General features: G+C 66.4%; 22 protein-coding genes. 6 read left to right on the top strand and 16 right to left on the bottom strand.

Going from position 1 to position 23,987, the window contains the following annotated elements; translation table 11 throughout:
• Positions 1–4: 4 nt before the first annotated feature.
• The 3 genes from ACQR0Z_RS22595 to ACQR0Z_RS22585 are packed head-to-tail and all read left to right on the top strand — an operon-like array spanning position 5 to position 3,316.
• Positions 5–1,738 carry an FAD-dependent oxidoreductase gene (locus ACQR0Z_RS22595; RefSeq protein WP_434920086.1) on the top strand — a complete coding sequence of 578 codons (1,734 nt, stop codon included), beginning with the start codon at positions 5–7 and terminating at the stop codon, positions 1,736–1,738.
• Positions 1,735–2,496, top strand: coding sequence for an SDR family NAD(P)-dependent oxidoreductase (locus ACQR0Z_RS22590; RefSeq protein ID WP_434920085.1), 762 nt, complete (start codon positions 1,735–1,737; stop codon positions 2,494–2,496). The genes ACQR0Z_RS22595 and ACQR0Z_RS22590 overlap by 4 nt, the downstream gene beginning before the upstream one ends.
• Before the next feature lie 31 nt (positions 2,497–2,527).
• Entirely contained in the window at positions 2,528–3,316 is a 789-nt protein-coding gene (locus ACQR0Z_RS22585; RefSeq protein ID WP_434920084.1) for an IclR family transcriptional regulator, read from the top strand.
• Positions 3,317–3,320: 4 nt separating this feature from the next.
• Here the strand turns inward: ACQR0Z_RS22585 and ACQR0Z_RS22580 are convergent, their stop codons facing one another.
• The 3 genes from ACQR0Z_RS22580 to ACQR0Z_RS22570 all read right to left on the bottom strand — a co-directional run bounded on the left by ACQR0Z_RS22580 (position 3,321) and on the right by ACQR0Z_RS22570 (position 7,555).
• The gene (locus ACQR0Z_RS22580; protein WP_434920083.1) at positions 3,321–3,944 is read right to left on the bottom strand and encodes a glutathione S-transferase family protein; all 624 of its coding nucleotides are present in this window, start codon (positions 3,942–3,944) and stop codon (positions 3,321–3,323) included.
• Between the two features lie 346 nt (positions 3,945–4,290).
• The gene (locus ACQR0Z_RS22575) at positions 4,291–5,892 is read right to left on the bottom strand and encodes an FAD-binding protein (RefSeq protein ID WP_434920082.1); all 1,602 of its coding nucleotides are present in this window, start codon (positions 5,890–5,892) and stop codon (positions 4,291–4,293) included.
• A gap of 1 nt (position 5,893) precedes the next feature.
• Complete coding sequence (locus ACQR0Z_RS22570) at positions 5,894–7,555, bottom strand: acetolactate synthase large subunit (protein WP_434862124.1); 1,662 nt, start codon at positions 7,553–7,555, stop codon at positions 5,894–5,896.
• Positions 7,556–7,706: 151 nt separating this feature from the next.
• Here ACQR0Z_RS22570 and ACQR0Z_RS22565 point away from each other — a divergent pair, with 151 nt between their 5' ends.
• Positions 7,707–8,750, top strand: coding sequence for a LysR family transcriptional regulator (locus tag ACQR0Z_RS22565; protein ID WP_434862123.1), 1,044 nt, complete (start codon positions 7,707–7,709; stop codon positions 8,748–8,750).
• A 39-nt stretch (positions 8,751–8,789) separates the two neighbouring features.
• On the opposite strand, the gene ACQR0Z_RS22560 is transcribed toward ACQR0Z_RS22565, so the two are convergent.
• The 13 genes from ACQR0Z_RS22560 to rpoZ form a co-directional block, all read right to left on the bottom strand.
• A complete protein-coding gene (locus tag ACQR0Z_RS22560; protein WP_434920081.1) occupies positions 8,790–9,200 on the bottom strand; it encodes an ACT domain-containing protein in 411 nt (136 codons plus the stop codon).
• Positions 9,201–9,207: 7 nt separating this feature from the next.
• Positions 9,208–10,194: a glutathione S-transferase family protein gene (locus ACQR0Z_RS22555; RefSeq protein WP_434920080.1), complete on the bottom strand. Its 987-nt coding sequence runs from the start codon at positions 10,192–10,194 to the stop codon at positions 9,208–9,210.
• Positions 10,195–10,345: 151 nt separating this feature from the next.
• Complete coding sequence (locus ACQR0Z_RS22550) at positions 10,346–11,395, bottom strand: DUF2278 family protein (RefSeq protein WP_434862120.1); 1,050 nt, start codon at positions 11,393–11,395, stop codon at positions 10,346–10,348.
• A gap of 31 nt (positions 11,396–11,426) precedes the next feature.
• Entirely contained in the window at positions 11,427–13,175 is a 1,749-nt protein-coding gene (locus ACQR0Z_RS22545) for a phospholipase D-like domain-containing protein (RefSeq protein WP_434878615.1), read from the bottom strand.
• A 270-nt stretch (positions 13,176–13,445) separates the two neighbouring features.
• The gene (gene recO / locus ACQR0Z_RS22540) at positions 13,446–14,186 is read right to left on the bottom strand and encodes a DNA repair protein RecO (protein WP_434862118.1); all 741 of its coding nucleotides are present in this window, start codon (positions 14,184–14,186) and stop codon (positions 13,446–13,448) included.
• 279 nt (positions 14,187–14,465) lie between these two features.
• Positions 14,466–14,846 carry a hypothetical protein gene (locus tag ACQR0Z_RS22535; protein ID WP_434862117.1) on the bottom strand — a complete coding sequence of 127 codons (381 nt, stop codon included), beginning with the start codon at positions 14,844–14,846 and terminating at the stop codon, positions 14,466–14,468.
• Between the two features lie 2 nt (positions 14,847–14,848).
• The gene (gene era, locus ACQR0Z_RS22530) at positions 14,849–15,775 is read right to left on the bottom strand and encodes a GTPase Era (protein WP_434878613.1); all 927 of its coding nucleotides are present in this window, start codon (positions 15,773–15,775) and stop codon (positions 14,849–14,851) included.
• Positions 15,765–16,859: a ribonuclease III gene (gene rnc, locus ACQR0Z_RS22525; RefSeq protein WP_434920079.1), complete on the bottom strand. Its 1,095-nt coding sequence runs from the start codon at positions 16,857–16,859 to the stop codon at positions 15,765–15,767. The genes era and rnc overlap by 11 nt, the downstream gene beginning before the upstream one ends.
• Complete coding sequence (gene lepB, locus ACQR0Z_RS22520; protein ID WP_434862114.1) at positions 16,856–17,617, bottom strand: signal peptidase I; 762 nt, start codon at positions 17,615–17,617, stop codon at positions 16,856–16,858. Before lepB ends, rnc begins: the two co-directional genes overlap by 4 nt.
• A 289-nt stretch (positions 17,618–17,906) precedes the next feature.
• Positions 17,907–18,326, bottom strand: a complete 420-nt coding sequence (acpS, locus tag ACQR0Z_RS22515) for a holo-ACP synthase (RefSeq protein WP_434862113.1) — start codon at positions 18,324–18,326, stop codon at positions 17,907–17,909.
• Positions 18,323–19,090 carry a pyridoxine 5'-phosphate synthase gene (locus tag ACQR0Z_RS22510; RefSeq protein ID WP_434878610.1) on the bottom strand — a complete coding sequence of 256 codons (768 nt, stop codon included), beginning with the start codon at positions 19,088–19,090 and terminating at the stop codon, positions 18,323–18,325. Before ACQR0Z_RS22510 ends, acpS begins: the two co-directional genes overlap by 4 nt.
• A gap of 97 nt (positions 19,091–19,187) precedes the next feature.
• Entirely contained in the window at positions 19,188–21,491 is a 2,304-nt protein-coding gene (locus ACQR0Z_RS22505) for a RelA/SpoT family protein (RefSeq protein WP_434920078.1), read from the bottom strand.
• A 168-nt stretch (positions 21,492–21,659) separates the two neighbouring features.
• Entirely contained in the window at positions 21,660–22,052 is a 393-nt protein-coding gene (rpoZ, locus tag ACQR0Z_RS22500) for a DNA-directed RNA polymerase subunit omega (protein WP_006612728.1), read from the bottom strand.
• Between the two features lie 350 nt (positions 22,053–22,402).
• Between rpoZ and ACQR0Z_RS22495 the strand changes: the two genes are divergently transcribed.
• Together ACQR0Z_RS22495 and ACQR0Z_RS22490 are read left to right on the top strand one after the other, a co-directional pair.
• Positions 22,403–23,056, top strand: a complete 654-nt coding sequence (locus tag ACQR0Z_RS22495) for an NYN domain-containing protein (protein ID WP_434862110.1) — start codon at positions 22,403–22,405, stop codon at positions 23,054–23,056.
• A complete protein-coding gene (locus ACQR0Z_RS22490) occupies positions 23,037–23,732 on the top strand; it encodes a uracil-DNA glycosylase (protein WP_434920077.1) in 696 nt (231 codons plus the stop codon). Before ACQR0Z_RS22495 ends, ACQR0Z_RS22490 begins: the two co-directional genes overlap by 20 nt.
• Positions 23,733–23,987: the final 255 nt, after the last annotated feature.

The raw sequence follows: 23,987 nt of genomic DNA, 5'->3' as shown, positions 1-23,987 counted from the left end.
GCGCATGAGCGGAGCTGGTCCCAACAACGGCGAGACCTATGAGTGCGACGTGCTGGTGGTCGGCTCCGGCTGCGCCGGGCTGTCGGCGGCGGTCACCGCCGCCCATGCCGGCTTGAAGGTCGTCGTCACCGAGAAGGAGCCGCGCTTCGGCGGCACCACCGCGCGGTCCGGCGGCTGGCTGTGGATTCCCGGCACGTCGCTGGCCAAGGCCTGGGGCATCGACGAGCCGCCGGAGCTGGCGCGCACCTATCTGCGTCACGAGGCCGGCAACAGCTACGATGCGGCGCGCGTGGATGCGTTCCTGACCAAGGGGCCGGAGGCGGTAGACTTCTTCACCAGCAAGACCGCGCTGAAGTTCGACATGCCGCTGACCTTCCCGGACTATCACGCCGAGGCGCCGGGCGGCACGCAGGGCGGCCGTTCGATGGTGACGCGGCCGTTCGACGGGCGCGAGCTTGGCGACCATATCAAGGATCTCGGACAGCCCCTGCCCGAGCTCACCGTGTTCGGCATGATGCTCGGCTCCGGCAAGGAGATCATTCATTTCATGCGCGCGACCAAGTCGCTGGCGTCGGCGTTCTACGTCGCCAAGCGGCTGTCGAAGCATGCTCGTGACGTGCTGCGCCATGGCCGCGGCATGACGCTCACCAATGGCAACGCGCTGGCGGGACGGCTGGCGAAGTCGGCGTTCGATCTCGGCATTCCCCTGTGGCTGTCGTCGCCGGTGGCCGAGCTGATCCGCGACGACGAGGCCGTGCGCGGCGCTGTCGTCACGAGGCGGGGCAAGCGCGTGCGGGTCAATGCGCGGCTCGGCGTGGTGCTGGCCTGCGGCGGCTTCCCGCATGATGTCGAGAGACGCAAGGCGATGTTTCCGCATGCGCCGAGCGGCCATGAGCATTTTTCGCCCGGCCCCACCGGCAACACCGGCGACGGCTTGCGGCTCGCGGAAGCCGTCGGCGGCCGGGTCGAGGATGGGCTGCCGCATGCGGCGGCCTGGGTGCCGGTCTCCGTCACCACCCGCAAGGACGGCAGCAAGGGCGTGATGCCGCACTTCATCGACCGCGCCAAGCCGGGCGTGATCGCGGTGACCGCGGACGGCGTGCGCTTCGCCAATGAGGGCAATTCCTACCATGATTTCGTGCAGGCGATGGTCAAGGCCGCGAAGCCTGGCCGCGAGATCGCGGCTTTCCTGATCACCGATCATCGCAGCTTGCGGCGCTACGGCCTCGGCTGCGTGCCGCCCTTCCCGATGCCGCTCGGACATCATCTCAGCAGCGGGTATCTCAAGCGCGGCGCAACGCTCACGGAGCTCGCACGCGTGACCGGCATCGACGCGATGTCGCTGGAAGCAACCGTCGCCGCGTTCAACGCCGACGCAGCGCTCGGCCAGGATCCGACGTTCGGCAAGGGCTCGCGCGCCTATAACCGCTATCAAGGCGATGCGCTGCATGGGCCGAACCCGTGTGTGGCGCCGATCAAGGACGGGCCGTTCTACGCCATCAAGATGGTGATCGGCGATCTCGGCACCTACGCCGGCATCCGCACCGACGAGCACGCCCGCGCGCTCGATGCGCAGGGCCAGCCGATCGAGGGACTGTATGCCGCCGGCAACGACATGGCGAGCATCATGGGCGGCAATTATCCCGGCGCCGGCATCACGCTGGGACCGGCGCTGACCTTCGGCTACATTGCCGGCCGGCATCTTGCCGAACGCGCCAAGCACAGGAGCGCCGCATGAGCGATCAGCAGATGTTGGCCGGGAAGCTCGCGCTGGTCACCGGCGCGGCACACGGCAATGGCCGCGCGATTGCGCTCGGGCTCGCGGGCCGCGGCGCCGATGTCGTCATTACCGACATCGACCTGGAGGGTGCCGAGCGCTGCGCGGCCGAGATCCGCGCTCACGGCCGCAAGGCGTGGGCGCATCGGCTCGATGTCACCGACGCCGCCGGCTGCAAGGCGCTGGCGGCGCAGCTGCGCGCCGAGGTCGGCGCGATCTCCATCCTCGTCAACAATGCCGGCATCATCATTCGCGAGAATATCGACTCGCCCCGCGCCGCCGAGAACTGGCAGCGCGTGCTCGACGTCAATCTCAACGGCGTGTTCAACGTCACCTACGCGTTTCTCGCCGCTCTGCGCGAGACGCGCGGCACGATCGTCAACATCGCCTCCGTCGCCTCCTTCATCGGCATCAGCAACACGCTCGGCTATTCGCCGTCCAAGGGCGGCGTGAAGTCGCTGACCCAGGCGCTGGCGCGCGAGCTCGCCGCCGACGGCATCCGCGTCAATGCGATCGCGCCCGGCGTGATCGCCACCGCGATGACGGAATCGACCCGCAACGATCCGGAGCGGCTCGCCGGCTTCATGAGCCGCACCCCGCTCGGCCGCGTCGGCCAGCCGGAGGAGCTCGCAGGCCCCGTGGCGTTCCTGGTCTCCGACATGGCGTCCTACGTCAACGGCGTGACCTTGCCGGTCGACGGCGGCTTCCTGGCGGTGTAGGCAGCAGCCGAACCAGGGGGCGCATCACAGCATGGGACGAGAGAGCCGCGGCATCCAGTCGATCGAGGTCGGCGGCACCTTGTTGCAGGCCCTGGCGCGCAGCGGCGAGCCGATGATGCTGCGCGACCTCGCGCGCGAGGCAGGCTTGCCGCCGGCCAAGGCGCATCCCTATCTCGTCAGCTTCTCGCGCATCGGCCTGATCGAGCAGGATGAGGCCACCGGCCGCTACGAGATCGGCCCGCTCGCGCTCGAGCTCGGCCTCATCAGCCTGCGGCGGCTGTCGGCGGTGCGGATCGCCACGCCGAAGATCGCAGCGCTCGCGAGCGCGATCGACCACGCGGTGTCGCTCGCGGTCTGGGGCACCAACGGCCCGACCGTGGTGCGGCTGGAGGAGCCGAGCCACGCCGTGCACATCGTGATGCGCGTCGGCTCGATCATGGCGCTGCTGGAGACCGCGACCGGACGGGCGTTTGCGGCGTTCCTGCCGCCGAAGACGATCAAGGCCGCGCTGGACTCGGGCCTCGATCATCTTGGTGTCGGCTACAATCCGAAGCGCGCGCCGAAGAGTCCGAAGGTGGCGGAGATGCTGGCCGAGGTGCGGGCGCAGGGCCTCGCCCGCGCCGTGGGCGATCCCCTGCCCGGCGTCAACGCCTTCGCCGCGCCGGTGCTCGATCACGCCGGCCACGTCGCGCTGGTCATCACCGCGATGGGCCCGGCCGGCACCTTCGATGCCGGCTGGGAGTCGCCGCTTGCGAACCGGCTGCGCGCCTGTGCGGCCGAGATCTCCAAGCAGCTCGGCCACGGCACGGTGCAGCCGTAGACGCTCACGCAGCCGCGGAGCGCTGCTCCGGCCACGGCTCCGCCCAGGCCGGCAGCCGCATCAGGCTGTCAAGCCAGCGCACGACGTTCGGAAATGCCTCGAACGGCATCTCCGCCTCGCGCCAATCCGCGGCCATCGAGGCCGCCGCGAAGTCGGCGATGGTGAGGCGATCGCAGGCGATGTGGCTGTGCGCGCGCAAATGCGCGTCGAGCACGGACGCATAGGTCTTCAGCGGCGCGACCTTGTCGACCAGCGCCGCCCGGTTCGGCGCGCCGAGACCGAAATTCCTGCGCACGATGTGCTCGAAGTAGAACGGCGCGACGGCCGGGTTCCAATGGCTGTCGGTCCACGCCAGCCAGCGCAGCACCTCGACCTGCTCCTGCGGATTGCGCATCGGCCACATGTCGCAGCTCTCGCGGATGCACAGATGCGCCATGATCGCGGTCGACTCCCACAGCACGGTGTCGCCGTCGACCAGCACCGGCGCCTTCATGTTGGGATTGAGCGCGGCGAACTCCGGCGTCTTCAGGCCGCGGGTGATATCGATGAACTCGGCGGGCACGCCGAGATGCTTGACCAGCGCCAGCACGCGGCGCGGGGCCTGGGCCTTGATCCAGTAGATCTTCATGACGGTCTCCTTGGCTGATGCCTTGAAGACGAACGCGCGAGGGGCGGATCGACAGGGGTCGGCACAAACTTTTCGTGTGGCCTGAACAGTGCTGCCGTGCGCGAGGAGCACACTGTTCCCACATCGTCATTCCGGGGCGCGCGTAGCGCGAGCCCGGAATCCATAACCACGACTGTAATCGAGGAACCGAGACAAACGCCCACGGCCATCTTGCCCAGCAACGACGGCCTGTGGGTATGGATTCCGGGCTCGCCCTGCGGGCGCCCCGGAATGACGTGCGGAGGGATGTGGGCTCAAGCGGACGACGGATTTGTGCTCGGGCCATCGCCCGGTGTCGCCGCGCTCCTCACATGGCCCGCACCGCGGCCCGCGCTGTGAGGATGCAGCCCGGCAGGAAGGTGCCTTCCAGCGAGCGCTTGCCCGACGCGCCGCCGCCGCCGAAGCCGGCGGCTTCGCCGACGGCGTAGAGGCCGCTGATCGGCGCGCCGGCCGCGTCGAGCACCCTGCTCTGCAGATCGGTCTTGAGGCCGCCGAGGCTCTTGCGGGTGATGAGCTGCATGTGGATCGCGATGTAAGGCCCTGCCCCGCTCATCTGCAGCGGCGCCGGCTTGCAGGTGCGGAGCTTGTCGGGGCCCCATTGCCGTGCGTGAAGGATGCGGCGGATCTGATCGTCGTTGTGAAGCTTGTCGCCGTTCGCAAAGTTCGCGTCGAAGGCATCGGCCGTGGCCTGCAGCACCTCCGGCTTGACGTCATCCGTGCCGGTCAGTGCATTCATCTTCGCGGCGAGGCCTGCCAGCGTCTCGTCGACCAGGAAGTGCCGGCTCTCACGCTGCATCTGCCGGACCAGGCGATGATTTCCGAACAGCGTCTCCTTGAGGAACATCGGCATCTGCCGCTCGCGGATGCGTAAGTTATGCTCAGCGCCTGATATCGCGAACTCCTTGGCGGCGATACGCCAGTTCAGGAGATGCCACGTATACGGCTCCTCCTGCGCCGCGACGCGCTGGCAGAGATCATGGGTGTCGAAGCCGGTGACCAGCGGCGCCGGGCCGATGCGCTCGCCGCGATGGTTGAGCCAGAGCGCTGATTTGCACGGCACCAGCGACAGGCCATGGCCGTCGAAATGCGGAAACGGATGCGGGATGCCGGCGGCGTAGTTCCACATCTCGCCGGCGTGGGTGATCTCGGCGCCGACGGTCTCGGCCGCATGGTGATGCAGCCTGCCATCGGCGAACGGATGCGCGCCGTTGAGCATCGTCGCAGGCAGCGGCCGTCCCTTGACCCAGTTCGCCCGCGCCTCCGCGTGGCTGCCATTGATGCCGCCCATCGCGAGCACCGTGAGCGGCGCGGCGACGCGGATCTCGGCGCCGGTCGCTTCGTTGATCGCAACGACGCCCGACACCGTGCCTGCGGCAATGTCGAGGCTGACGACGCGGTGACGATGCAGCACCGTCAGCTTGCCGCCATTGTCAGCCGCGCGCATCGCATCGATCATGACGCGCGTCAGGCGCTGCGAGGTGCCCCAGACGATGTGATAGCGCGGCAGCGCATTGCCGTCGCCGCTGAGGCCGCGCTCGACCCAGTTCACGGCGGGCATGAAGGTCACGCCGTGCGAGGAGAGCCAATCGTAGACCTCGCCGCGCGAATGCTCGACGTAGTAGCGCGCCCATTGCAGCGGCCAGTGCTCGCTCGCATCGAGCTCGCCGAACCGGATCCAGTCGCGCAGCGCGATCTCCGGCGTGTCCGGAATCTTCATCCGCGCCTGCAACGGTGTGCCGACCAGCGCCATGCCGCCGAACGCCCACAGCGCCAGCCCGCCGAACCGCTCCGGCGTGTCGCGATCGACGATCACGACCGACTTGCCGGCGCGCAGCGCCTCCAGCGCGGTGACGATGCCGGCGAGACCGCCGCCGGCGATGACGACATCGGCCTGCCGCATCGCGCTCATCTCACGGCGCCAGCTTGCGCTTGAGCATGCGCGCCATCGGCAGCGGCATGCGGTCGAGCGATCCCAACAGATGCGGCAGCAGCTTCAGCTTGAGCCCGCTCAGCGCCGGCGGCACCATGGCCTCGATCAGATGCGGGCCCGGCCGTTCCAGCGCGCCCTTCAGCGCGCTGGTGAATTCATCGGGCGTGCTGACGCGGGTCGCGCGCACGCCCATGCCGTCGGCGATCTGCGCGAGCTTCAGCACCGGACCGTGCAGGTCGAGCTGCGCCTTCGCCTTCGGCCCGATCTCCTCGGCGCCGACGCGCTCGAGCTCGACATTCAGCACGGAATAGGAGGCGTTGTTGAAGATGATGGCGGTGACGTTGAGCCGCTCGCGCGCGATCGTCCACAGCGACTGGATCGTGTACATCGAGCTGCCGTCGCCGATCAGCGCGATCACGGGCCGGTCCGGGCATGCGATCGCCGCGCCGATCGCATTCGGCAGCCCCTGCCCGATCGCGCCGCCGGTCAAGGTGATCAGATCATGCCGCGGCGCGCCGGCGGTGAATTTCGGCAGCATCAGGCCGGAGCTGATCGCCTCATCGACGATGATCGCGTTTTCCGGCAACAGATGACCGACGGCCTTGCAGACCTTCTCCGCCGTGAGCTTCTTGCCGCGCGGTCGCCCCGGCCGCCACGGCGCCGACACCGCCGGTGTGACGCCGTCGGCCCCGAGAGCCTTGGCGAGCCGGGCCAGACTGCAATCGGCAGCCTGCGATGGCGTCGACAGGGTCACGACCTTGCAGCCGTCATGCGGCAGGTAGCTGCGCTTGCCCGGATAGGCGAAGAACGACACCGGCGCCTTGGCATCGACCAGGATCAGCGTATCGATCTCCTTGAGCTGCACCTGCGCCATCTCGGCGAGATAGGCGATGCGCTCGACATGCGGCAGGCCGGCGCCGCGCTCCATGCGCGTCGGGAAGGTCTCCGCGAACACCTTGACGTCGCAAGCCGCGGCAATACGCGCGGCCCACACCAGCGACTCCTCGTGCAGCGCCGTGCCGCCGAGCAGCAGAGCGCTGCGGCCCCCGGCCTTGATGGTGTCGGCGACGGCGCGCACGGTCGTGTCATCGGCCGCTGGCGGGCGCTCGATCACCGGCCCCGGCTCGGGCACGCCGCCCTCGCCCCAGGACACGTCCGCAGGAAGGATCAGGGTCGCGACCTGGCCCGGCCAGGAGCATGCCGCCTTCACCGCCGCGACCGCATCGCGGCACAGCTCCGACGTCACCTGGGAGGTCCAGACGAAGCCCGGCGACACGTTGCGCGCCACGGTCTCGATGTCCGATTGCAGCTGCGCGTCGTATGGCACGTGATAGGTCGCGTGATCGCCGACGATGTTGACCACGGGCACCTTGCCCTTGCGCGCATTGTGCAGATTGGCGAGGCCATTGCCGAGGCCGCAGCCGAGATGCAGCAACGTGGCCGCGGGCATGCCGGTCATGCGGGCGTAGCCGTCGGCCGCCCCCGTTGCGACGCCTTCAAACAGGCACAGCACGGCGCGCATCTCCGGCGCGGAATCCAGCGCCGCGACGAAATGCATTTCAGACGTGCCGGGATTGGTGAAGCAGACCCGAATGCCGGAATTGACCAGGGTCCGTAATAGAGCTTGCGCGCCGTTGGGCATGAAAAGCCTCTTAGTGGGAGACGCATGACTCGAGCGCGAGCTGATCGGCCTCGCCCCGGCGTTCCCCGCAATTTGTTTCTCTCATTGTGGGGTTGACCGCCTCAGAAATCCAATGAATTGTTATGGCGGGATCAATGAGCTCGGTGCATCAATGCACACCCCGACCTTGCGGCAGTTGCAGCAGCTGGTCTACCTCGCGGAAGAGCGGCATTTCGCCCGCGCCGCCAAGCGCGCGCACGTCACGCAATCCGCGCTGAGCCGCAGCCTGCAGAGCTTGGAGGACAGCGCGGGAATGCGGCTGTTCGACCGCAGCTCGCGCTCGGTGGAGATTACCGCCGTCGGCGAGCGGCTGGTGGCGCGCGCCCGCGCGCTGCTGTCGGGCGCCGACGATCTCGGTCGCGAGATGCGGCTGTTACGCTCGGGAGATGCCGGCGAGCTGACGGTCGGCGTCGGCGCATTCACGGGCCTGACGCTGCTGCCGGACGCCATGGCACGGCTGTATTCGGACCATCCGTCGGTGCGCATCACGGTCGTGCAGGACAATTGGCGCGCCCTCAGGGAGGCGCTGCACCAGGGGAAGCTCGACTTCTTCCTGGCGCACACCACTGAGATCCGCGCCGATGACAGTTTGGAGATCGAGCCCCTCGGCAGCCTGCCCGGGCATTTCTACTGCCGCCCGACGCATCCCCTGGCCGGCCGGCGAGACCTCAAGGCCCGCGATCTCGCCGGCCAGCACTTCGCCTCTGTCTCGCTCCCCCCGGAATTCAGCCGGCGGCTGGATGAGCTGATCGCGGCGCCGGGGGAACGCGGCTTCGACGTCGCGCTCGAATCCGAGAATGCGGGCCTGCTGGTGCAAATGGTCGTCCGCTCCGACGTAATCCTGGTCTCAGGGGATGCGGTGCTCACCCAGGAGCTCGCCTCCGGTCAATTGGTCCGGCTCGACGTCGCCGAGCTGAAAGAGCCGCGGGCATCGGACCTGCTGCTGGCGCAGTTCGGCATTCTGCGCCTGAAGGGCCGGACCCTGTCACCGGCGGCGATGATGCTGATGGACCTGGTGCGCGCGCAGGCCGCGCGCATCTTGATCCCGCCGCACCGGTCACGCGCTGTCGCAAGTCCGCTTCGACGCGGCAAACGCGCAGCTCCGCGCCGCAAGCCGGCGGCGCCCGTTCGCCGCCGGTCTCGCGTGGGCGCGTAGACGCAGGCGCGGACGAGCAGTCAGCCAAGCTTTACCGCCTCACGCCGAGCGCGCGGCCCGGCACAGCGCCGACAGACAAGCGAGCGCCTCCTCGGCCCGCTGCTCCGGCACGAACAGATGATCGTGATGATAGGCGGATACCGCGTTGACGCTGATGCCCGCCTGGGCGAGCCGCGCCGTGATCGCGGCGAGAAAGCCGACCGCATCGAGCGCGGAATGGACATTCAACGTGATCAGGCGCGACGCGAACAGATGCGGCAGCCCTGCCCGCTCGGCATCCTCGCGGCGAAGCACGAGCGTGATGCCCTCGCGCTCGCGAAACAGCAGCAGCGGCGGCAGCAGCGCGGACAGGTCGGCGTCATCGGCGACGGTGCAGAACACGAAGACGTTGTCCTGCAGCTCGGGCGACATCGTCCGCAGCAGCGTGTCGAGCGCACGCTCGCCGGTCATCGCCGGCTCAGGACGACGCGAGGCGCGCGCGGTCATGCGGCGCGGTGAAGTCCAGCAACGGTCCGACCGGAACGATGCCGGTCGGGTTGATGGTGCGGTGGCTCTCGTAATAGTGCCCCTTGATGTGCTGGAAATTGACCGTCGGCGCGATCCCCGGCCATTGGTAGAGATCGCGCGTATAGGCCGCGAGATGCGGATAGTCGGCGATACGGCGGATGTTGCATTTGAAGTGGCCGACATAGACGGCATCGAAGCGGATCAAGGTGGTGAACAGCCGGATGTCGGCCTCGGTCAGGGCATTGCCGAGCAGGAAGCGGCGCGTCGCCAGCCGCTCCTCCAGCCAGTCGAGCGTGGCGAACAGCGGCCCGATCGCCTCCTCATAGGCGGCTTGCGTGGTGGCGAAGCCGCATTTGTAGACGCCGTTGTTGAGGGTGTCGTAGACGCGCGCATTGATGGCGTCGATCTCGGCCCGCTGGGCGTGTGGATAGTAGTCGCCGGGCTTGGCCCCGACCCCATCGAAAGCCGAGTTCAGCATCCGGATGATCTCGGAGGACTCGTTGTTGACGATGGTGCGCGTCTGCTTGTCCCACAGCACGGGCACGGTGACGCGGCCCGAATAATGCGGATCGGCTGACGTGTAGACCTGGTGCAGAACCTGGGCGTGGTTGATCGAGTCGGCAATGACGCCCGGCCCGTCCGCGAAGGTCCAGCCCTGCTCGCGCATCAGCCAATGCACGACCGAGAGCGAGATCATGTCCTCCAGCCCCTTCAGCGCGCGCATGATCAAGGTGCGGTGCGCCCACGGACACGCGAGGCTGACATAGAGATGATAACGGCCAGGCTCCGCCTTGAAGCCGCCGGCACCGGTCGGACCCGGACTGCCGTCCGCGGTCACGAAACTGCGGAACGCCGAATCCTTGCGCACGAAGCGGCCGCCGGAGGCCGCCGTGTCGTACCAGACGTCGTGCCATTGGCCGTCGACCAGAAGTCCCATCACGCTCTCCTCGGCATCGGCGCCGCACAGGGGGAGCCCAACTGAGCTCCCGCGCAGCGGCGAACTGCATCAGAGGAGTACACGCCGGCCAAGCGCCGCGCCAGTGCGCTGCCCGTGTCCTGTCGGGCAGGACACGGGGGCGAGGCGCGGCTCAGAACTGGAACGGAATGGTGCGGCCCGGCTGGGCCGCCTGCTCGCGCGTATAGGACACGCCGTGCACCTTGACGCCATCGGCGTTCAACAGCGTGATGATGCCGCCCCGGTTGGAGAGCGCCACCGGCGCGGTGATCGGAACCACCAGGGTGGCGCCGCGCGCGATCGTGCCCGTCAGCCGCATCGTGTTCTTCTGCTTGTCCTTGATCTGCCAGCCGTCGAGCGCGATGTCGACATCGGCGGTGTTGAGCAGGGTCACGGTCTCATGCTCCGGCGTGCGCACGTCGTTGACATAGGCCGCGATGATGCGCACCAGCCCGTCGGGCACGTCGAGCGGCGGAATCTGGTCGCGGTTCGGCGGGGTATGCGGCGCGTCGGGATGATCGGGATCAACAGGCAGAATGACCTCGCCGCTGGTATCGTCGGAATGCCAGGCCTGGGTCTGGAATTTCAGGAAGATCGCGACCCATTGCTGCTGGTCGGGGAATTCAAAGATCAGCCCGCCATCCTGCCAAGGACCATTGTCCTTGGCGAAGCGGCCGGGCGGATTGCCCTGGTTGAAATGGATGTCGTGGATGCCGCGGCCAGGCTTGAAGCCGAAATACCGGTCGGCCTTGTTGTTCTCCGGCCCCCAGGCAACGCCGAAGGCGTAGACAAAGGCGTTTTCGTCCGACATGGCACGCTGGACATAGGCATCGATCTTCTCGTTGAGATCGTTGTCGGGACCGGCCGCCGACAGCGGCAGCGGTTTCAGCTCCCACGGCTGCATCAGATTGCCCCGGATGAAATCCAGCGCCAGGCCGCCAGGCTTGCTCTGCAACGGATGGAAACCTTCGGCGACGCCCTTCAGGCCTTCGACGATCGGATGCTCGAAACGCGAGCGGACCAGGAATTCGACCTCGCTGCCGTCCTGCGAGCGGACGTTGATGGCAATGCGGAACAGCTCGCCATCGGCCGATACCAGCACCTGGTAATGCGGGCTGCTGCCGGTCGCGAGACGGTTGTTGATGGGCCGCCCTTTCAGAAGCGAATAGTCCTTCAAAGGCATCACTCGTCTCCCTCACTCTCCAGAACAGGCCTCAAGCTGAGAACAGCAGCCGGTCGCGTTCGGCCTGCGAGCCCTCGACATAGAAGCGCTCGAACCACGCCGGCTTGCCCGACAGCGCCGTCGGCTTGCGCAGCGTGATGGCCGACGGTGCCGGCGCGGAGCGCTGCTTCTCGGTCTTGCCCTTGAAGGCGTCCCGCATGCGGTTGCGAAACTGCAGATGGTCGAACACGCGCGCCGCCTCGATGGCATAGGCGGTGGCGACCTTGCGGTCTTCGATCATGATGAGATGGTCGCCATTGCCCTTCTCCCCGCTGGGCGAGAAGTTGCTCGATCCGGTGAAGACCTTCGCGGTGGGCAGGCTGAAATCGGTGACCAGGAACTTGTGATGGATGTTGCGGCCCTTGCCGCCCGACCATTCGCTCCGGAACGGCTCCGGCGCCTTGCTCGCGAGATAGGAGAAATCGACCAGGCCGATCGAGCCGTCCGGCTTGCGCAACTCCAGCGCGCCGCGCTTGTCGACCGTGCCGTAGCTGAAGATCGGCCGTTCCATCACCCGGTCGAACGCGTCCTTGGTCGGCCCATCCCCCATCTGGCTCAGGAATGCGACCGAGTAGAACACCGACGAGGTCGCCTGATCGATCGCCGCGCGGATCGGGTTGAGCGACAGGTCGGTGGCCTGATGCGGCGAGAAGCAGAGCTGGATGGTCGGCTTGCCCGGCGAGTGGACCGCGTGCCATTTCTTGGAGAAGTCATCCTTCCGGAACGCGGAGGCATCTTCGAACGCCAGATCGAACATCTGGCCGAACAATTCGGCCACGCCGGCCGAATGAAACACCAGCATGTTGTTGGCCTGGATGTAGAGGCCGCGGAACGTGAAGTTGGTCGAGCCGCACAGCACTTTTTCAGGCTTGCCGTCACGCCGGGTGATCAACACCTTGTTGTGCTGCAGCGAACTGAAATGGGTGCGGACCACCGCAGCGCCCGCGTCCCGGAAGCGCTTGGCGCTGCGGGATTCCGCGCTGCCGGGCGCCTTGTGGGGGTTATCCGCGGCGTTGGAATCGTCGATGATCGCGCGCAGCCGATCGCCGAACTGTTCGAGCAGATCGATCACGTCAGGTTCGTTGAGATCATAGGCCATCACGTCGAGCGTGAGTCCTGGATCTGCCAGAGCCTCCTTCAGAAAGCCGAACAGCAGGTCATAGGCCTCGAAGCCCAGCCAGGCATAGACGCTCTCTCCGGCGCTGTTGGTGAGATCGAGCTTCTTGAATTTCGGACCGTCGCGGCTCTCGGCCGGAATGATGTCCGCATTGTTGCCGAACTCGTCGCGATAGGCCTGCGACGACGCGAAATTGCGCGTGAAGCCGATGTCGACGAGACCATCATAGGTCACCGCGCTCTGCGCGATGTCGAGCGTGAGCCCGGTCCCCTGCACCAGCGAGCCGTCGTCTCGCATATGCTGCTTGGCGACGCGGTAAGTGTACGTCCCGTCCTTCGGGCGGTAGGGAAAGTGAATCCAGCGGAATTTCTGGAATGGTGCTTCGGTCGACGGAAAATTCCGGTTGCCGTTCACCGCAGCATCCGCGCCTTGCGGATAGGAGAAGGCGATCCGGTTGCGAAGCGGCGAAAAATCGCGCGCGCCCGGCGACTTCACCTCGATCGAGAAACCGACGAGGTCGGGCTCCGGGTCGGCCACGTCGAAGCCGATCATCGTCATGCGCTCTCCGCGCCAGAGCTTGCAGGCGAAGCCGTCCTTCAACGCGCGGTTCTCGAAATCGCTCATGATCAAAATGTCCCTGCCGTCGCAATGCAGCGCGCCGAGGGTTGCTCAAAGGCTGCTCGGGTCAGGCAACGATCTTCACCGCGAGCAGCGGCTAACGCAACTTGAAAATGATCCGACGCTCATACTCAACCGTCATGTTCGCCCACTTGTACGTCAGCGATGTGAAGGCGGCTGTGAACGAGCTCACAAGCGTGGCGGTATCTGGATCGGCTTCAGGACAAGTCGAGCGACGCTCCGTCGTGGGCGCTGCCGGCGGGACCGTGGCGCGCATCAGCGCAAAGCGGGACGGGATCGCTTCATGGCGTTGATGAATCCCTCGCGCGCGTCCGAGTGCCCCTGCCCGCGCGGCTCCAGCACATGGCGCAGCAGGAACATTCCAGTCAGGCGAAAGCCGTCGATCAGATCCTGGTCGGACCACGCGTGATCCTCGTCATCGTCACGCAGGAAGGCCGGTAGCGGCAGCAGCCGGTCGGCCCAGGGCGCGCCGGCGCTGCGCGACACCGCGCCGCCCGACTTCGGCGAGACATAGACGAGGTCGGTGGTCTCTCCTGTCGCCGCACAGGACTCGAGATCGAGCCCGAAGCCGAGCTCGGTCAGGATCGCAAGCTCGAAGCGGACGATGTGCACGGCCGCGCCGCCGGCGTCGGCGAAATCATCGAGCGCGTGCTCGAGCCTCAGATACATCTCCTCATGCGGATCGCGCTCCGGCAGCAGCCGCGCCAGGGCGGCGAGATGGGTGATGCCGTAGGCGCCGTGCGAGACGGACATCAGCTCGGCCGCCCGCAACGTGAGCCCGTCGATCGCGTACATGCCGAGATGCTCGTCGAGCCGCGCCCGCCAGATCGCGCGCACCGTGTTGCCCGGCTGCAGGACCGGACGCATGCGCTTGCCGCTGGCGCCGCGCACGAGACCGAGATGCCGGCCATGTTCGCGCGTCAGCAGCTCGACGACGGCGGACGATTCGCCGTGGCGCCGGATGCCGAGCACGATGCCGTCATCGGTCCATTCCATTTCACGAACCGCCCAACTCATTTGACACGCGATTGAACCTGAAGCCGGCCGCGCATTCAAAATCAACGTAGCCTGCGCGAACTGCCGCCGCAAACACCGTCATTGCGAGCGAAGCGAAGCAATCCAGGGCTGCGTATCCGACTCTGGATTGCTTTGCGGAGCCTGTCATCCGGCCGCGCTTCGCGCGGACCGGGTGGCTGGCAATGACGGCTTGGCGGCTTGGCGGCTTGTGCGCCAGCCCCGCGGGCGCGCTGCTCGTTGCCGACTACGGCCGATGCGTCACGCGTTGAACCAGCCGCGCGCGTCGCCGGTGAACGAGTAGTACAAGCCCATCGTCGTCAGCGCGCAGGAAATGACCTCGATGCCGGCATCCAGCGTCATGCCCGTCCGATTGATGATCTGGATCAGTCCGATGACAGACAGGACCAGCGCGCCGAGCAACACCCAGCGCGGCCAGTTCTTGCGGCGTTGCGCGGCAAGGTGGACGAAATAGAGCAGCAGCAGGATCATGCCGCCGCTGAAGATCGTCTGCTGCGTGAGCATGGCCTCGGTCATCTCGGGGCTGGGCGTGCGGTCCGACACGGCAACCGACAGCGCATCCAGCATCAAGGAGATGTAGAGCAGCACTTCGAACCACAACACGTTGCGCGGCACGCTCATCGTCATTCCCTGGGGAACTCGAGCCCCATTTCCCGGTAGCGGTCGGGATCGTCGCCCCAGTTCTCACGCACCTTCACGAACAGAAACAGGTGCACCGGCACGCCGGTGATCTCGGCGATCTCCTTGCGCGACTGGGCGCCGATCGACTTGATCGTGGCGCCGCCCTTGCCGAGCACGATCTTGCGCTGGCTGTCGCGCTCCACGAAGATCGTCTGCTCGATCCGGATCGAACCATCCTTGCGCTCGGTCCAGCTGTCGGTCTCGACCGTGGACTGATACGGCAGCTCCTGATGCAGATGCGAGTAGATCTTCTCGCGGGTGATCTCGGCCGCGAGGTGACGCATCGGCGCGTCCGACATCTGGTCTTCGGGATAGTGGAACGGCCCCGGCGGCACCATCTCCGCCAGCGCCCGCCTGAGATCGTCGACACCGTCGCCTGAGATCGCCGAGATCATGAAGGTGCGGGCGAAAGACAGCTTCTCGTTGGCGGCCGCGACCAGCGCCAGCAGCTTTTCGCGCGGCACCAGGTCGACCTTGTTGACCACCAGGATCTTCTCGTGGGCGACGCCCGACGCCTTGTCGATGATGGCCAGCGCTTCGTCGTCGAGGCCCTTCTTGGCATCGAGCAGCACGCAGACGAGATCGGCGTCATGCGCTCCGCTCCAGGCCGTCGTCACCATCGCACGGTCGAGCCTTCGCTTCGGCGAGAAGATGCCGGGCGTGTCGACCAGGATGATCTGCGATGGGCCTTCGATGACAATGCCGCGGATCAGCGCCCGCGTGGTCTGCACCTTGCGCGAAACGATCGTGACCTTGGAGCCGACCAGCGCGTTGACGAGGGTCGACTTGCCGACATTGGGGGCGCCGATCAGCGCGACGAAACCGCAGCGGGTCGCGGCCGCCGGCCCGGCCTGTTTTTCAGCCGTCATTGCTGCCGCCGCTGACGCCTTCGCGTTCGATCATGACGGATGCCGCCACCTTTTCCGCCGCACGCTTGGAGCCGCCGATGCCTTCTGCGGGCTCCAGGCCCGGCAGATCGACGGCGACACGGAACTGCGGGTCGTGATGCGGCCCGGTGCGCTCGACCTCGCGATACACCGGCGTCGGCAGACCCTTGCCCTGCGCCCATTCCTGCAGCACGGTCTTCGGGTCGCGCAGCGGACGCCGCGGCTTGTGCATTCGCTCGGTCCAGTTGCGCTCGACGAAGCCCGCGGCCGCCGCATAGCCGCCGTCGAGGAAGATCGCGCCGATCACGGCCTCGCAGACATCGCCGAGGACCGACTTGCGGAGCCGCGCGCCGGCGCCGGCGCCGACCGCGCCGAGCTTGATATCGTCGAGCAGGCCGAGCGACTTGGCGACGTCGGCGCAGCTCTCCTTGCGGACGAGATCGGCCAGGCGCTTCGACAGCTCGCCCTCGTCAGCGCTCGGAAACGAGCGGTACAGCATGTCCGACACGATCAGGCCGAGCACGTGGTCGCCGAGGAATTCGAGCCGCTGGTAGCTGTCGCCGCGCTTCTTGGCGGATTTCAGCGCCGAGACGTGAGTGAATGCGGTGCTGAGCAGCGACGGATCGGCGAAGCGGTGGCCGATGCGCGCCTCGATCGCGGCATTGGCGGCCTTCTCGGCCGCCTTTGCACCCTTGGTGGCGCCGGTCCCCGCGCTCTTGGCGCGCCGGCTGCCCTTCGCCTTGCCCGGCTTCGCATCGGCCTCCACGGCCGCAGGCGCGGCACTGTCAGCCTCAGTCGGGGGCGGCGCCGCGGGAACGGGCTCGACCTTCGCGTCGCTGCGCGGCTCGCTCTTCAGCTCGCCCTTCGCCTCACCCTTGATGTCACCCTTAACTTCACTCTTGGTCTCGCTCCGGGCCTCGGCCTTCGGCTCCGACCGCATGTCGGCTTTGACCTCGGATCTCGGGCGCGAGGCAGCCTTCGGCGTCGCCTCGATCGCACCCGTGCCGGGTTGCGCGCTCGAAACGGCGGCCTGCGTGGTCTGCACCTCGGTTGAGTCGTTGGTCATCGCACGATTTTGAAGATTCTGTTCCAGCGCACCGACACCGGCCAACGCCAGAACGCCCAGGCATGCTCGCCTTCGGCAATGGAGAAGAAGATCAGTTGCGCCCGGCCGACGATGTTCTCGAACGGCACATAGCCCACCTGGCTCAGGAAGCGGCTGTCGGTCGAGTTGTCGCGGTTGTCGCCCATCATGAAGAAATTGCCGGGCGGCACCGTGTAGACCGCGGTGTTGTCGACATAGCCGTTGTCGACGCAGTCGAGCGTCTCGTAGCTCACGCCGTTCGGCAACGTCTCCTTCCAGCGCTTCACGCGCGCGGTGGAGTCCGGCTGGCCGCACGGGTCCTCGCCGACGAAGTCGGACAGGCGCTCGCGCTGGACGGGCTTGTCGTTGATGTACAGCAGCCCCTCGCGCACCTGGATGCGGTCGCCCGGCAGGCCGATCACGCGCTTGATGTAGTCGGTGGTGTCATCCTTGGGCAGGCGGAACACGACGATGTCGCCCCGGCTCGGCTCCGAGCCGAAAATGCGGCCGGAGAAGATCGGCGGCGACAGCGGGATCGAGTAGTGGCTGTAGCCATAGGAGTATTTCGAGACGAACAGATAGTCCCCGACCAGCAGGGTCGCCTTCATCGAGCCCGAGGGGATGTTGAACGGCTGGAACAGGAACGTGCGGATGACCAGCGCGATCAGCAGCGCATGAACGACGACACGAACGGTTTCACCGAGGCCGCTCTCAGTCTTGGTTCCGGAGGTCACGCTCATCGCTCTTTCAATGTCCTTTGGCGAATGGTCCGACGATTCGCCAGCCTTTGCCGAACACCCCTCCGTCCGCGAACACAATACCGTTCCGCGGCTTGAGGGAAGTCTGTCCTGATTCTGGTGGTGAAGGCCAATTCCGGTTTGACCCAGAATCCGCCTACGAAGCAGCCGGTTCGATCCCGGCGGGTTTTAGACGACTGTGCGGGGCGGCGCAATCAATCGCCGCATCAAAACTACATAACTCGCTGAAAACGATCGCATTTTTGTTTTCCCGCCGGCATCCCGGGCACCGTCAAGATGTCTCCCGGCGCACCGCCGAAATTATGACGAAGGCCTGGGCCAGCGGCCAGTCGTCGGTGATCGACAGGTCGATGCGGGCCTCATGCCCCTCGGGAACAAGCGCTTTCAGCCGCTCGGCCGCCCCGCCCGTGAGCTGCATGGTGGGCCGGCCACCGGGCAGATTGACCACCCCCATGTCGCGCCACCAGACCCCCTGGCGGATCCCGGTCCCGAGCGCCTTGGAGCAGGCCTCCTTGGCCGCGAATCGCTTGGCGTAGGTGGCGACGACCATCTTCTCGTTCTTGGCCCGCCGCTCGGCCTTGGCGCGCTCGGCCTCGGTGAAGATGCGGTTCAGGAAGCGCTCGCCATGGCGTTCGATCACCTCGCCAACCCGGCGGATGTCGATCAGGTCGGAACCGATGCCGATGATCATGCCGAGGTCCCGGCCTGGGCGCGGCCGCGGTCCATCGCCGCCCGCATCGCCTTCACGGTCGCCGGCAGGCCCACGAACAGCGCCTCGCCCATCATGAAGTAGCCGATGTTGAGCTCGCGGATCTCGGGCAGTGCGGCGATCTGCTCGGCGGTGGCATAATCCAGGCCGTGGCCGGCATGGACCTCCAGTCCCGCGGCATAGGCCCGCTTCGCGCCAGTGACGATGCGCTGCCACTCGGCCTCCGCCTTGTCATGATGGCCGTCGGTGATGGCGTCGCACCAGCCGCCGGTGTGAATCTCGATCACCGGCGCGCGCAGCCGCGCGGCCATGTCGATCTGCGCAGGGTCGGCGGCGATGAACAGCGACACCCGGATGCCGGCGTCGCTCAGCCGGGCGATCGCAGGCGCCAGCGCGTTGTGCTGGCCGACCACGTCGAGACCGCCCTCGGTGGTCAGCTCCTCGCGCCGCTCCGGGACCAGGCAGCAGGCGTGCGGCCGGGTCGCGAGCGCAATCCGCACCATCTCCTCGGTGGCCGCCATCTCGAAGTTCAGCGGCTTGGAAATCTCGGCCTTCAGCCTGGCCATGTCGTCGTCGCGGATGTGCCGGCGGTCCTCGCGCAGATGCGCGGTGATACCGTCGGCGCCGGCCTCGATGGCCAACAGCGCCGCCCGCACCGGATCAGGCGCGCGACCGCCGCGTGCATTCCGCAAGGTGGCGATGTGGTCGACATTGACGCCGAGGCGAAGCTTCGGAGGGTGGGACATCGGCAGGCTCGCAAAGGTCTCGATCATTGAGGCCGCTGGTTTAGCGCATCATGAGAGCAAACGCTGCCGCCAAAGCGGCAGATGAGCCATTCACCCTCTAGCCATTCACCCGGTCGACCCGCGCCACGATGGTCTTCGCGCGCAACTGGTTGATGATCGCCGAGAGGTGCTTGAGGTCGTAGACTTCGAGGTCGATCGTCAGCTCGGTGAAATCGGGCGAACGGCGGCTCATGCTGATATTGTCGATGTTGCCGTCGTGCTCGGCGATCACGGTCGCGACCTGGGCCAGGCTGCCGGGCTCGTTGACGTTCTCGACCCGGATGCGCGCCGGGAAACGCTGCGGCGAGGTCTCGTCGACGTCCCAGCGCACGTCGAGCCAGCGCTCCGGCTCGTCCTCGAAATCCTTCAGCGCCGGCGACTGGATCGGATAGATCGTGATCCCCTCGCCCGGCGTCACGATGCCGACGATGCGGTCGCCCGGCACCGCGCCGCCGTTCGGCGCGAACTTCACGGGGAGCCCGGAATTGAGACCGCTGATCGGAATGGCGAACGGCCCGCGATGCGGCTCGGCCGCGGGCGCTGCCGACTTGGCGGCGGTCGCCGGCGCGGACGTCTTCTTGGCGCCGTAGCGCACGACGCGCTCTTCCTTGTAGTCGGGATACATCGCGCGGGCGACGTCGGAGGCCTTGATCTCGCCGCGGCCGACCGCAGCCATCACGTCCTCGATCGAGGCGCGCGCCAGCCGCGGCAGCGCGCCTTTCAACTTGTCGTCGGCATATTCGAGCTTGGTGCGCTCGAACAGGCGCTCGACGATCCGGCGTCCGAGACCGGCGTATTGATCGCGCACCGCGGTGCGCGTGGCGCGCCGGATCGCCGCCCTCGCCTTGCCGGTGATGGCGAGCGTTTCCCACGCCGAAGGCGGGGCCGACTGCGCGTCCGAGGTCAGCACCTCGACCTCGTCGCCGTTCTGCAGCTCCGAGGACAGCGCCGCGAACTTGCCGTTGATCTTGCAACCGACGGCGCTGTTGCCGACGTCGGTGTGGACGGCATAGGCGAAGTCGATCACGTTTGCGTGGCGCGGCAGCGCGATCAGCTTTCCCTTCGGGGTGAAGCAGAACACCTGATCGTGAAACAGTTCGAGCTTGGTGTGTTCCAGGAATTCTTCCGGATTGGAACTCTCGGAGAGGATGCCGATGGTGTGACGCAGCCAGGCAAAGGCATTCGATTCGCGCTTCAGCCGCTCGGTCGGCGACGCCAGATCGTCCTTGTAGAAAGCGTGAGCGGCGATACCAAGCTCGGCGATCTGGTCCATGTCCTCGGTCCGGATCTGCAGCTCGACGCGCTGCTTGCCCGGCCCGATCACAGTTGTGTGTATGGAGCGGTAGTCGTTCTGCTTCGGCGTCGAGATGTAATCCTTGAAGCGGCCGGGCACGACCGGCCACGTGGTGTGAACGATACCGAGCGCCCGATAGCAGGATTCCAGGTCCGGCATGATCACGCGGAACCCGAAGATGTCCGACAGCTGCTCGAACCCGATGGATTTGCGCTCCATCTTGGTCCAGATCGAAAACGGACGCTTGCGGCGGCCGAACACCCGCGCGGTCAGCCCGTGCTCGCGGAACTTGCGGGAGAGCTGGCTCTCGATTTCGCCGATGAGATTGCGGTTGCGATCGGCCAGCGCATCGAGCCGCTGCATGACGACGCCGTAGGCCTGCGGATCGAGCGTGCGGAACGAGAGATCCTCGAGTTCCTCGCGCATTTCCTGCATGCCCATGCGGCCCGCGAGCGGCGCATAGATGTCGAGAGTCTCCTCGGCGATGCGTCGGCGCGACGCCTCCGGCACGAACTCCAAGGTGCGCATGTTGTGCAAGCGATCCGCGAGCTTGACTAGCAACACACGCACATCATCGGCAATCGCCAGCAACAGCTTGCGCAGGTTTTCGGCCTGCTTGGCCTCGCGCGACACCAGCTCGAGCCGCTTCAGCTTGGTCAGCCCCTCGACGAGCGCGCCGATCTCGGGCCCGAAGAAGCGATCGATCTCGGCGCGGGTCGCCTCGGTGTCCTCGATCGTGTCATGAAGCAGCGCCGCGACGATGGTGGCGTCGTCGAGCTTCAGGTCGGTCAAAATGGCCGCGACCTCGAGCGGATGGGTAAAATACGGGTCGCCAGAGGCGCGAGTTTGCGAGCCGTGCGCCTTCATCGCGTACACATAAGCGCGATTGAGCAGATCCTCGTTCGTGTCCGGGTTGTAGGACCGGACCCGCTCGACGAGGTCGTACTGCCGCATCATCCGGGACCGCGGCTTCTGCGCCCGTGGCCGCTCGGCGGGCGGCGGCGGCGCCACGGCGGCCGATTCGGCCGCCGCCTGCATCTGCGAGGGTGTGTGGCCCGAAACCGCCATGGAAAATGACTAAACCTTTATCTTCGTGACCGAATCCGCCCGACGCGGGCGGCTGACGCGCACCTATGGTAATCACGGAATCACGTTCAAATGCAAAGGCCCGGACATGGTCCGGGCCTTCACATTCTCACAAGTTAATCCGCTGCCGCGCGAACGATGATAGGGCTGTCACTCGTCCTCTTCGGGCTGCTCTTCCGGCGGCGCGAGGCCTTCGAGGCCCTTCAGCAGCTCTTCCTCGGTCATCCGCTCGACAGCGACCTCGGTGTCGTCGGCGTCGACGCTGGCACCAGCGGAGCCGATGAGAGGCACGGTGTCCGGCTCCGGCTCGTCGACCTCGACGAACTTCTGCAGCGAATGCACCAGTTCTTCCTTCAAGTCCTCGGGAGAAATGGTCGAATCCGCAATCTCCCGGAGTGCCACAACGGGATTCTTGTCATTATCTCTGTCAATTGTAAGTTGTGATCCCGACGAGATCATGCGCGCGCGATGCGCGGCCAGGAGGACCAGGTCGAACCGATTGTCTACCTTGTCGATACAATCTTCCACGGTCACGCGCGCCATTGTCGCTCCGGTCCTTTGTGTGCTTAATATGCTGATTATGTTGGGCTAGTTATAGAGACTGACCGGTTTTCGCAAGACTAAACTGGCGCTTGGTCTCAGTAACGGGCAAGGAGTAACCAATTCCTAACCCTTGCTGGCGGGCCCTTCCGAGCCGCAGAACGGGCTTTGGACAAGAAAACGCTTCATTGCGTCATCACAACTGCGCCTTTGTTGCCCCGATCACCCCCGTTTGCGGTATCGTCACACCCGACCACCGCACGAGCCTCGGCAATCTTGGCAAGTATCTTGGAATGCGCGACCGGGCTGGAGTCGCGCCAAAAAACAGAAGCTAACTGAACGCGAGACACTGAATGTCATCTTCGACCAACAAGATTGCGCTCTTCATTGACGGCGCCAACCTATACGCTACGGCCAAGACTCTCGGCTTCGACATCGACTACAAGCGCCTGCTCAAGGAATTTCAGAGCCGCGGCACGCTGCTTCGCGCGTTCTACTACACGGCGATCATCGAGGATCAGGAGTACTCGTCGATTCGCCCGCTGATCGACTGGCTCGACTACAACGGCTACACGGTCGTCACCAAGGCGACCAAGGAATTCATCGACGCCAGCGGCCGCCGCAAGGTCAAGGGCAACATGGACATCGAGCTCGCCGTCGATGCGATGGAACTCGCCGAGCACATCGACCAGATGGTACTGTTCTCGGGCGACGGCGACTTCCGCTCGCTGGTCGAGGCGATGCAGCGCCGCGGCGTTCGCGTGACCGTGATCTCGACCATCTCGAGCCAGCCGCCGATGATCGCCGACGAACTGCGCCGTCAGGCCGACGTCTTCACCGACCTCGTCGAGCTGCAATCCAAGCTCGGCCGCGATCCCTCGGAGCGTCCGGCGCCGCGCGAGCCGCGGCATCATTCGCCGCAATTCCTGCAGCGCTCGACCACGACGCCTGCCCGCACGCCCACCCCCGCTGCGCCTACCGGCAACGATGACGATTTCGACGACTAGGCGGCGAGCGGGCTCTGCGCCCGCGCCGTCTGCGCCGTCATCGACAGATCCCGGCAGAGACTGTCCGCTGTGCCCTCGCCTCGTGGATTTCCGCGAGGCGCAGCGCGCACGTGAACCGTCGTGGTTCAACGCGCCGGTCCCGTCTTTCGGCGATCCTGACGCGCGCGTTCTGATCGTCGGTCTCGCGCCTGGGTTGCAGGGAGCGAATCGCACGGGACGGCCATTCACGGGCGACTATGCCGGCGAGTTGCTCTACGGCACCCTGCTGAAGTACGGCTTCGCCAACGGTCGGTTCGAGGCCCGGCCCGATGACGGGCTGACGCTGGTGGATTGCCGGATCAGCAATGCCGTGCGCTGCGTGCCGCCGCAGAACAAGCCGCTGCCAGCGGAGATCAACCAGTGCCGCGCCTTTCTCGGCGCCACCATCGCCGCGATGCCGCGGTTGCGCAGCATCGTCGCGCTCGGCCGCATCTCGCATGACACACTGTTGAAGCTGCTGGGCTTGCGCGCTGCCACAGCGCCGTTCGGCCATGGCGCGGTGCATCAGGCCGGCGCGGTCAGGCTGTACGACAGCTATCACTGCTCACGCTACAACACGAACACCGGTGTGCTGACCACGGAGATGTTCCACGCCGTGTTCGCGCGCGTGAAGGCGGAGCTGGACTGGGAGCCCTGAAGCTCACTCCACGCGCTTGAAAGCTTCGGACACAAGTACGGTGTCCGTGAATGTGCCCTCGCCCCTTGTGGGAGAGGGCATGGACGGCTTATCCGCGAGCTCGGTTGGGTGAGGGATTTCTCGCCGCCAGCGTCGCTCGTGGAAAGAGACCCCTCACCCAACCGAGGTCGCGACGCTTTCCCACATGCCCTCTCCCACAAGCGGAGAGGGCGCTGCATCGGACAGCGTACGCGCTGACGGTCTTCAAGATGGGCC

Origin of the sequence: Bradyrhizobium sp. HKCCYLS3077 (assembly GCF_051167555.1) — a bacterium.
GTDB lineage: Bacteria > Pseudomonadota > Alphaproteobacteria > Rhizobiales > Xanthobacteraceae > Bradyrhizobium.
The sequence above is the reverse complement of the archived record's forward strand: the minus strand, read 5'-3'. Positions and strand labels throughout refer to the sequence as shown.

Bases quoted from the DNA above. Each gene is read 5' to 3' on its own strand.
- ACQR0Z_RS22550 (WP_434862120.1), bottom strand. From the start codon at position 11,395: ATGCCTTTGAAGGACTATTCGCTTCTGAAAGGGCGGCCCATCAACAAC.
- ACQR0Z_RS22505 (WP_434920078.1), bottom strand. From the start codon at position 21,491: ATGGCGGTTTCGGGCCACACACCCTCGCAGATGCAGGCGGCGGCCGAA.
- ACQR0Z_RS22570 (WP_434862124.1), bottom strand. From the start codon at position 7,555: ATGCCCAACGGCGCGCAAGCTCTATTACGGACCCTGGTCAATTCCGGC.
- recO (WP_434862118.1), bottom strand. From the start codon at position 14,186: ATGGAATGGACCGATGACGGCATCGTGCTCGGCATCCGGCGCCACGGC.
- rnc (WP_434920079.1), bottom strand. From the start codon at position 16,859: ATGACCAACGACTCAACCGAGGTGCAGACCACGCAGGCCGCCGTTTCG.
- ACQR0Z_RS22490 (WP_434920077.1), top strand. From the start codon at position 23,037: ATGACGATTTCGACGACTAGGCGGCGAGCGGGCTCTGCGCCCGCGCCG.
- ACQR0Z_RS22585 (WP_434920084.1), top strand. From the start codon at position 2,528: ATGGGACGAGAGAGCCGCGGCATCCAGTCGATCGAGGTCGGCGGCACC.
- ACQR0Z_RS22495 (WP_434862110.1), top strand. From the start codon at position 22,403: ATGTCATCTTCGACCAACAAGATTGCGCTCTTCATTGACGGCGCCAAC.
- ACQR0Z_RS22545 (WP_434878615.1), bottom strand. From the start codon at position 13,175: ATGAGCGATTTCGAGAACCGCGCGTTGAAGGACGGCTTCGCCTGCAAG.
- acpS (WP_434862113.1), bottom strand. From the start codon at position 18,326: ATGATCATCGGCATCGGTTCCGACCTGATCGACATCCGCCGGGTTGGC.
- ACQR0Z_RS22580 (WP_434920083.1), bottom strand. From the start codon at position 3,944: ATGAAGATCTACTGGATCAAGGCCCAGGCCCCGCGCCGCGTGCTGGCG.
- ACQR0Z_RS22575 (WP_434920082.1), bottom strand. From the start codon at position 5,892: ATGAGCGCGATGCGGCAGGCCGATGTCGTCATCGCCGGCGGCGGTCTC.
- lepB (WP_434862114.1), bottom strand. From the start codon at position 17,617: ATGAGCGTGACCTCCGGAACCAAGACTGAGAGCGGCCTCGGTGAAACC.
- ACQR0Z_RS22535 (WP_434862117.1), bottom strand. From the start codon at position 14,846: ATGAGCGTGCCGCGCAACGTGTTGTGGTTCGAAGTGCTGCTCTACATC.
- ACQR0Z_RS22510 (WP_434878610.1), bottom strand. From the start codon at position 19,090: ATGTCCCACCCTCCGAAGCTTCGCCTCGGCGTCAATGTCGACCACATC.
- rpoZ (WP_006612728.1), bottom strand. From the start codon at position 22,052: ATGGCGCGCGTGACCGTGGAAGATTGTATCGACAAGGTAGACAATCGG.
- era (WP_434878613.1), bottom strand. From the start codon at position 15,775: ATGACGGCTGAAAAACAGGCCGGGCCGGCGGCCGCGACCCGCTGCGGT.
- ACQR0Z_RS22560 (WP_434920081.1), bottom strand. From the start codon at position 9,200: ATGACCGGCGAGCGTGCGCTCGACACGCTGCTGCGGACGATGTCGCCC.
- ACQR0Z_RS22565 (WP_434862123.1), top strand. From the start codon at position 7,707: ATGCACACCCCGACCTTGCGGCAGTTGCAGCAGCTGGTCTACCTCGCG.
- ACQR0Z_RS22555 (WP_434920080.1), bottom strand. From the start codon at position 10,194: ATGGGACTTCTGGTCGACGGCCAATGGCACGACGTCTGGTACGACACG.
- ACQR0Z_RS22595 (WP_434920086.1), top strand. From the start codon at position 5: ATGAGCGGAGCTGGTCCCAACAACGGCGAGACCTATGAGTGCGACGTG.
- ACQR0Z_RS22590 (WP_434920085.1), top strand. From the start codon at position 1,735: ATGAGCGATCAGCAGATGTTGGCCGGGAAGCTCGCGCTGGTCACCGGC.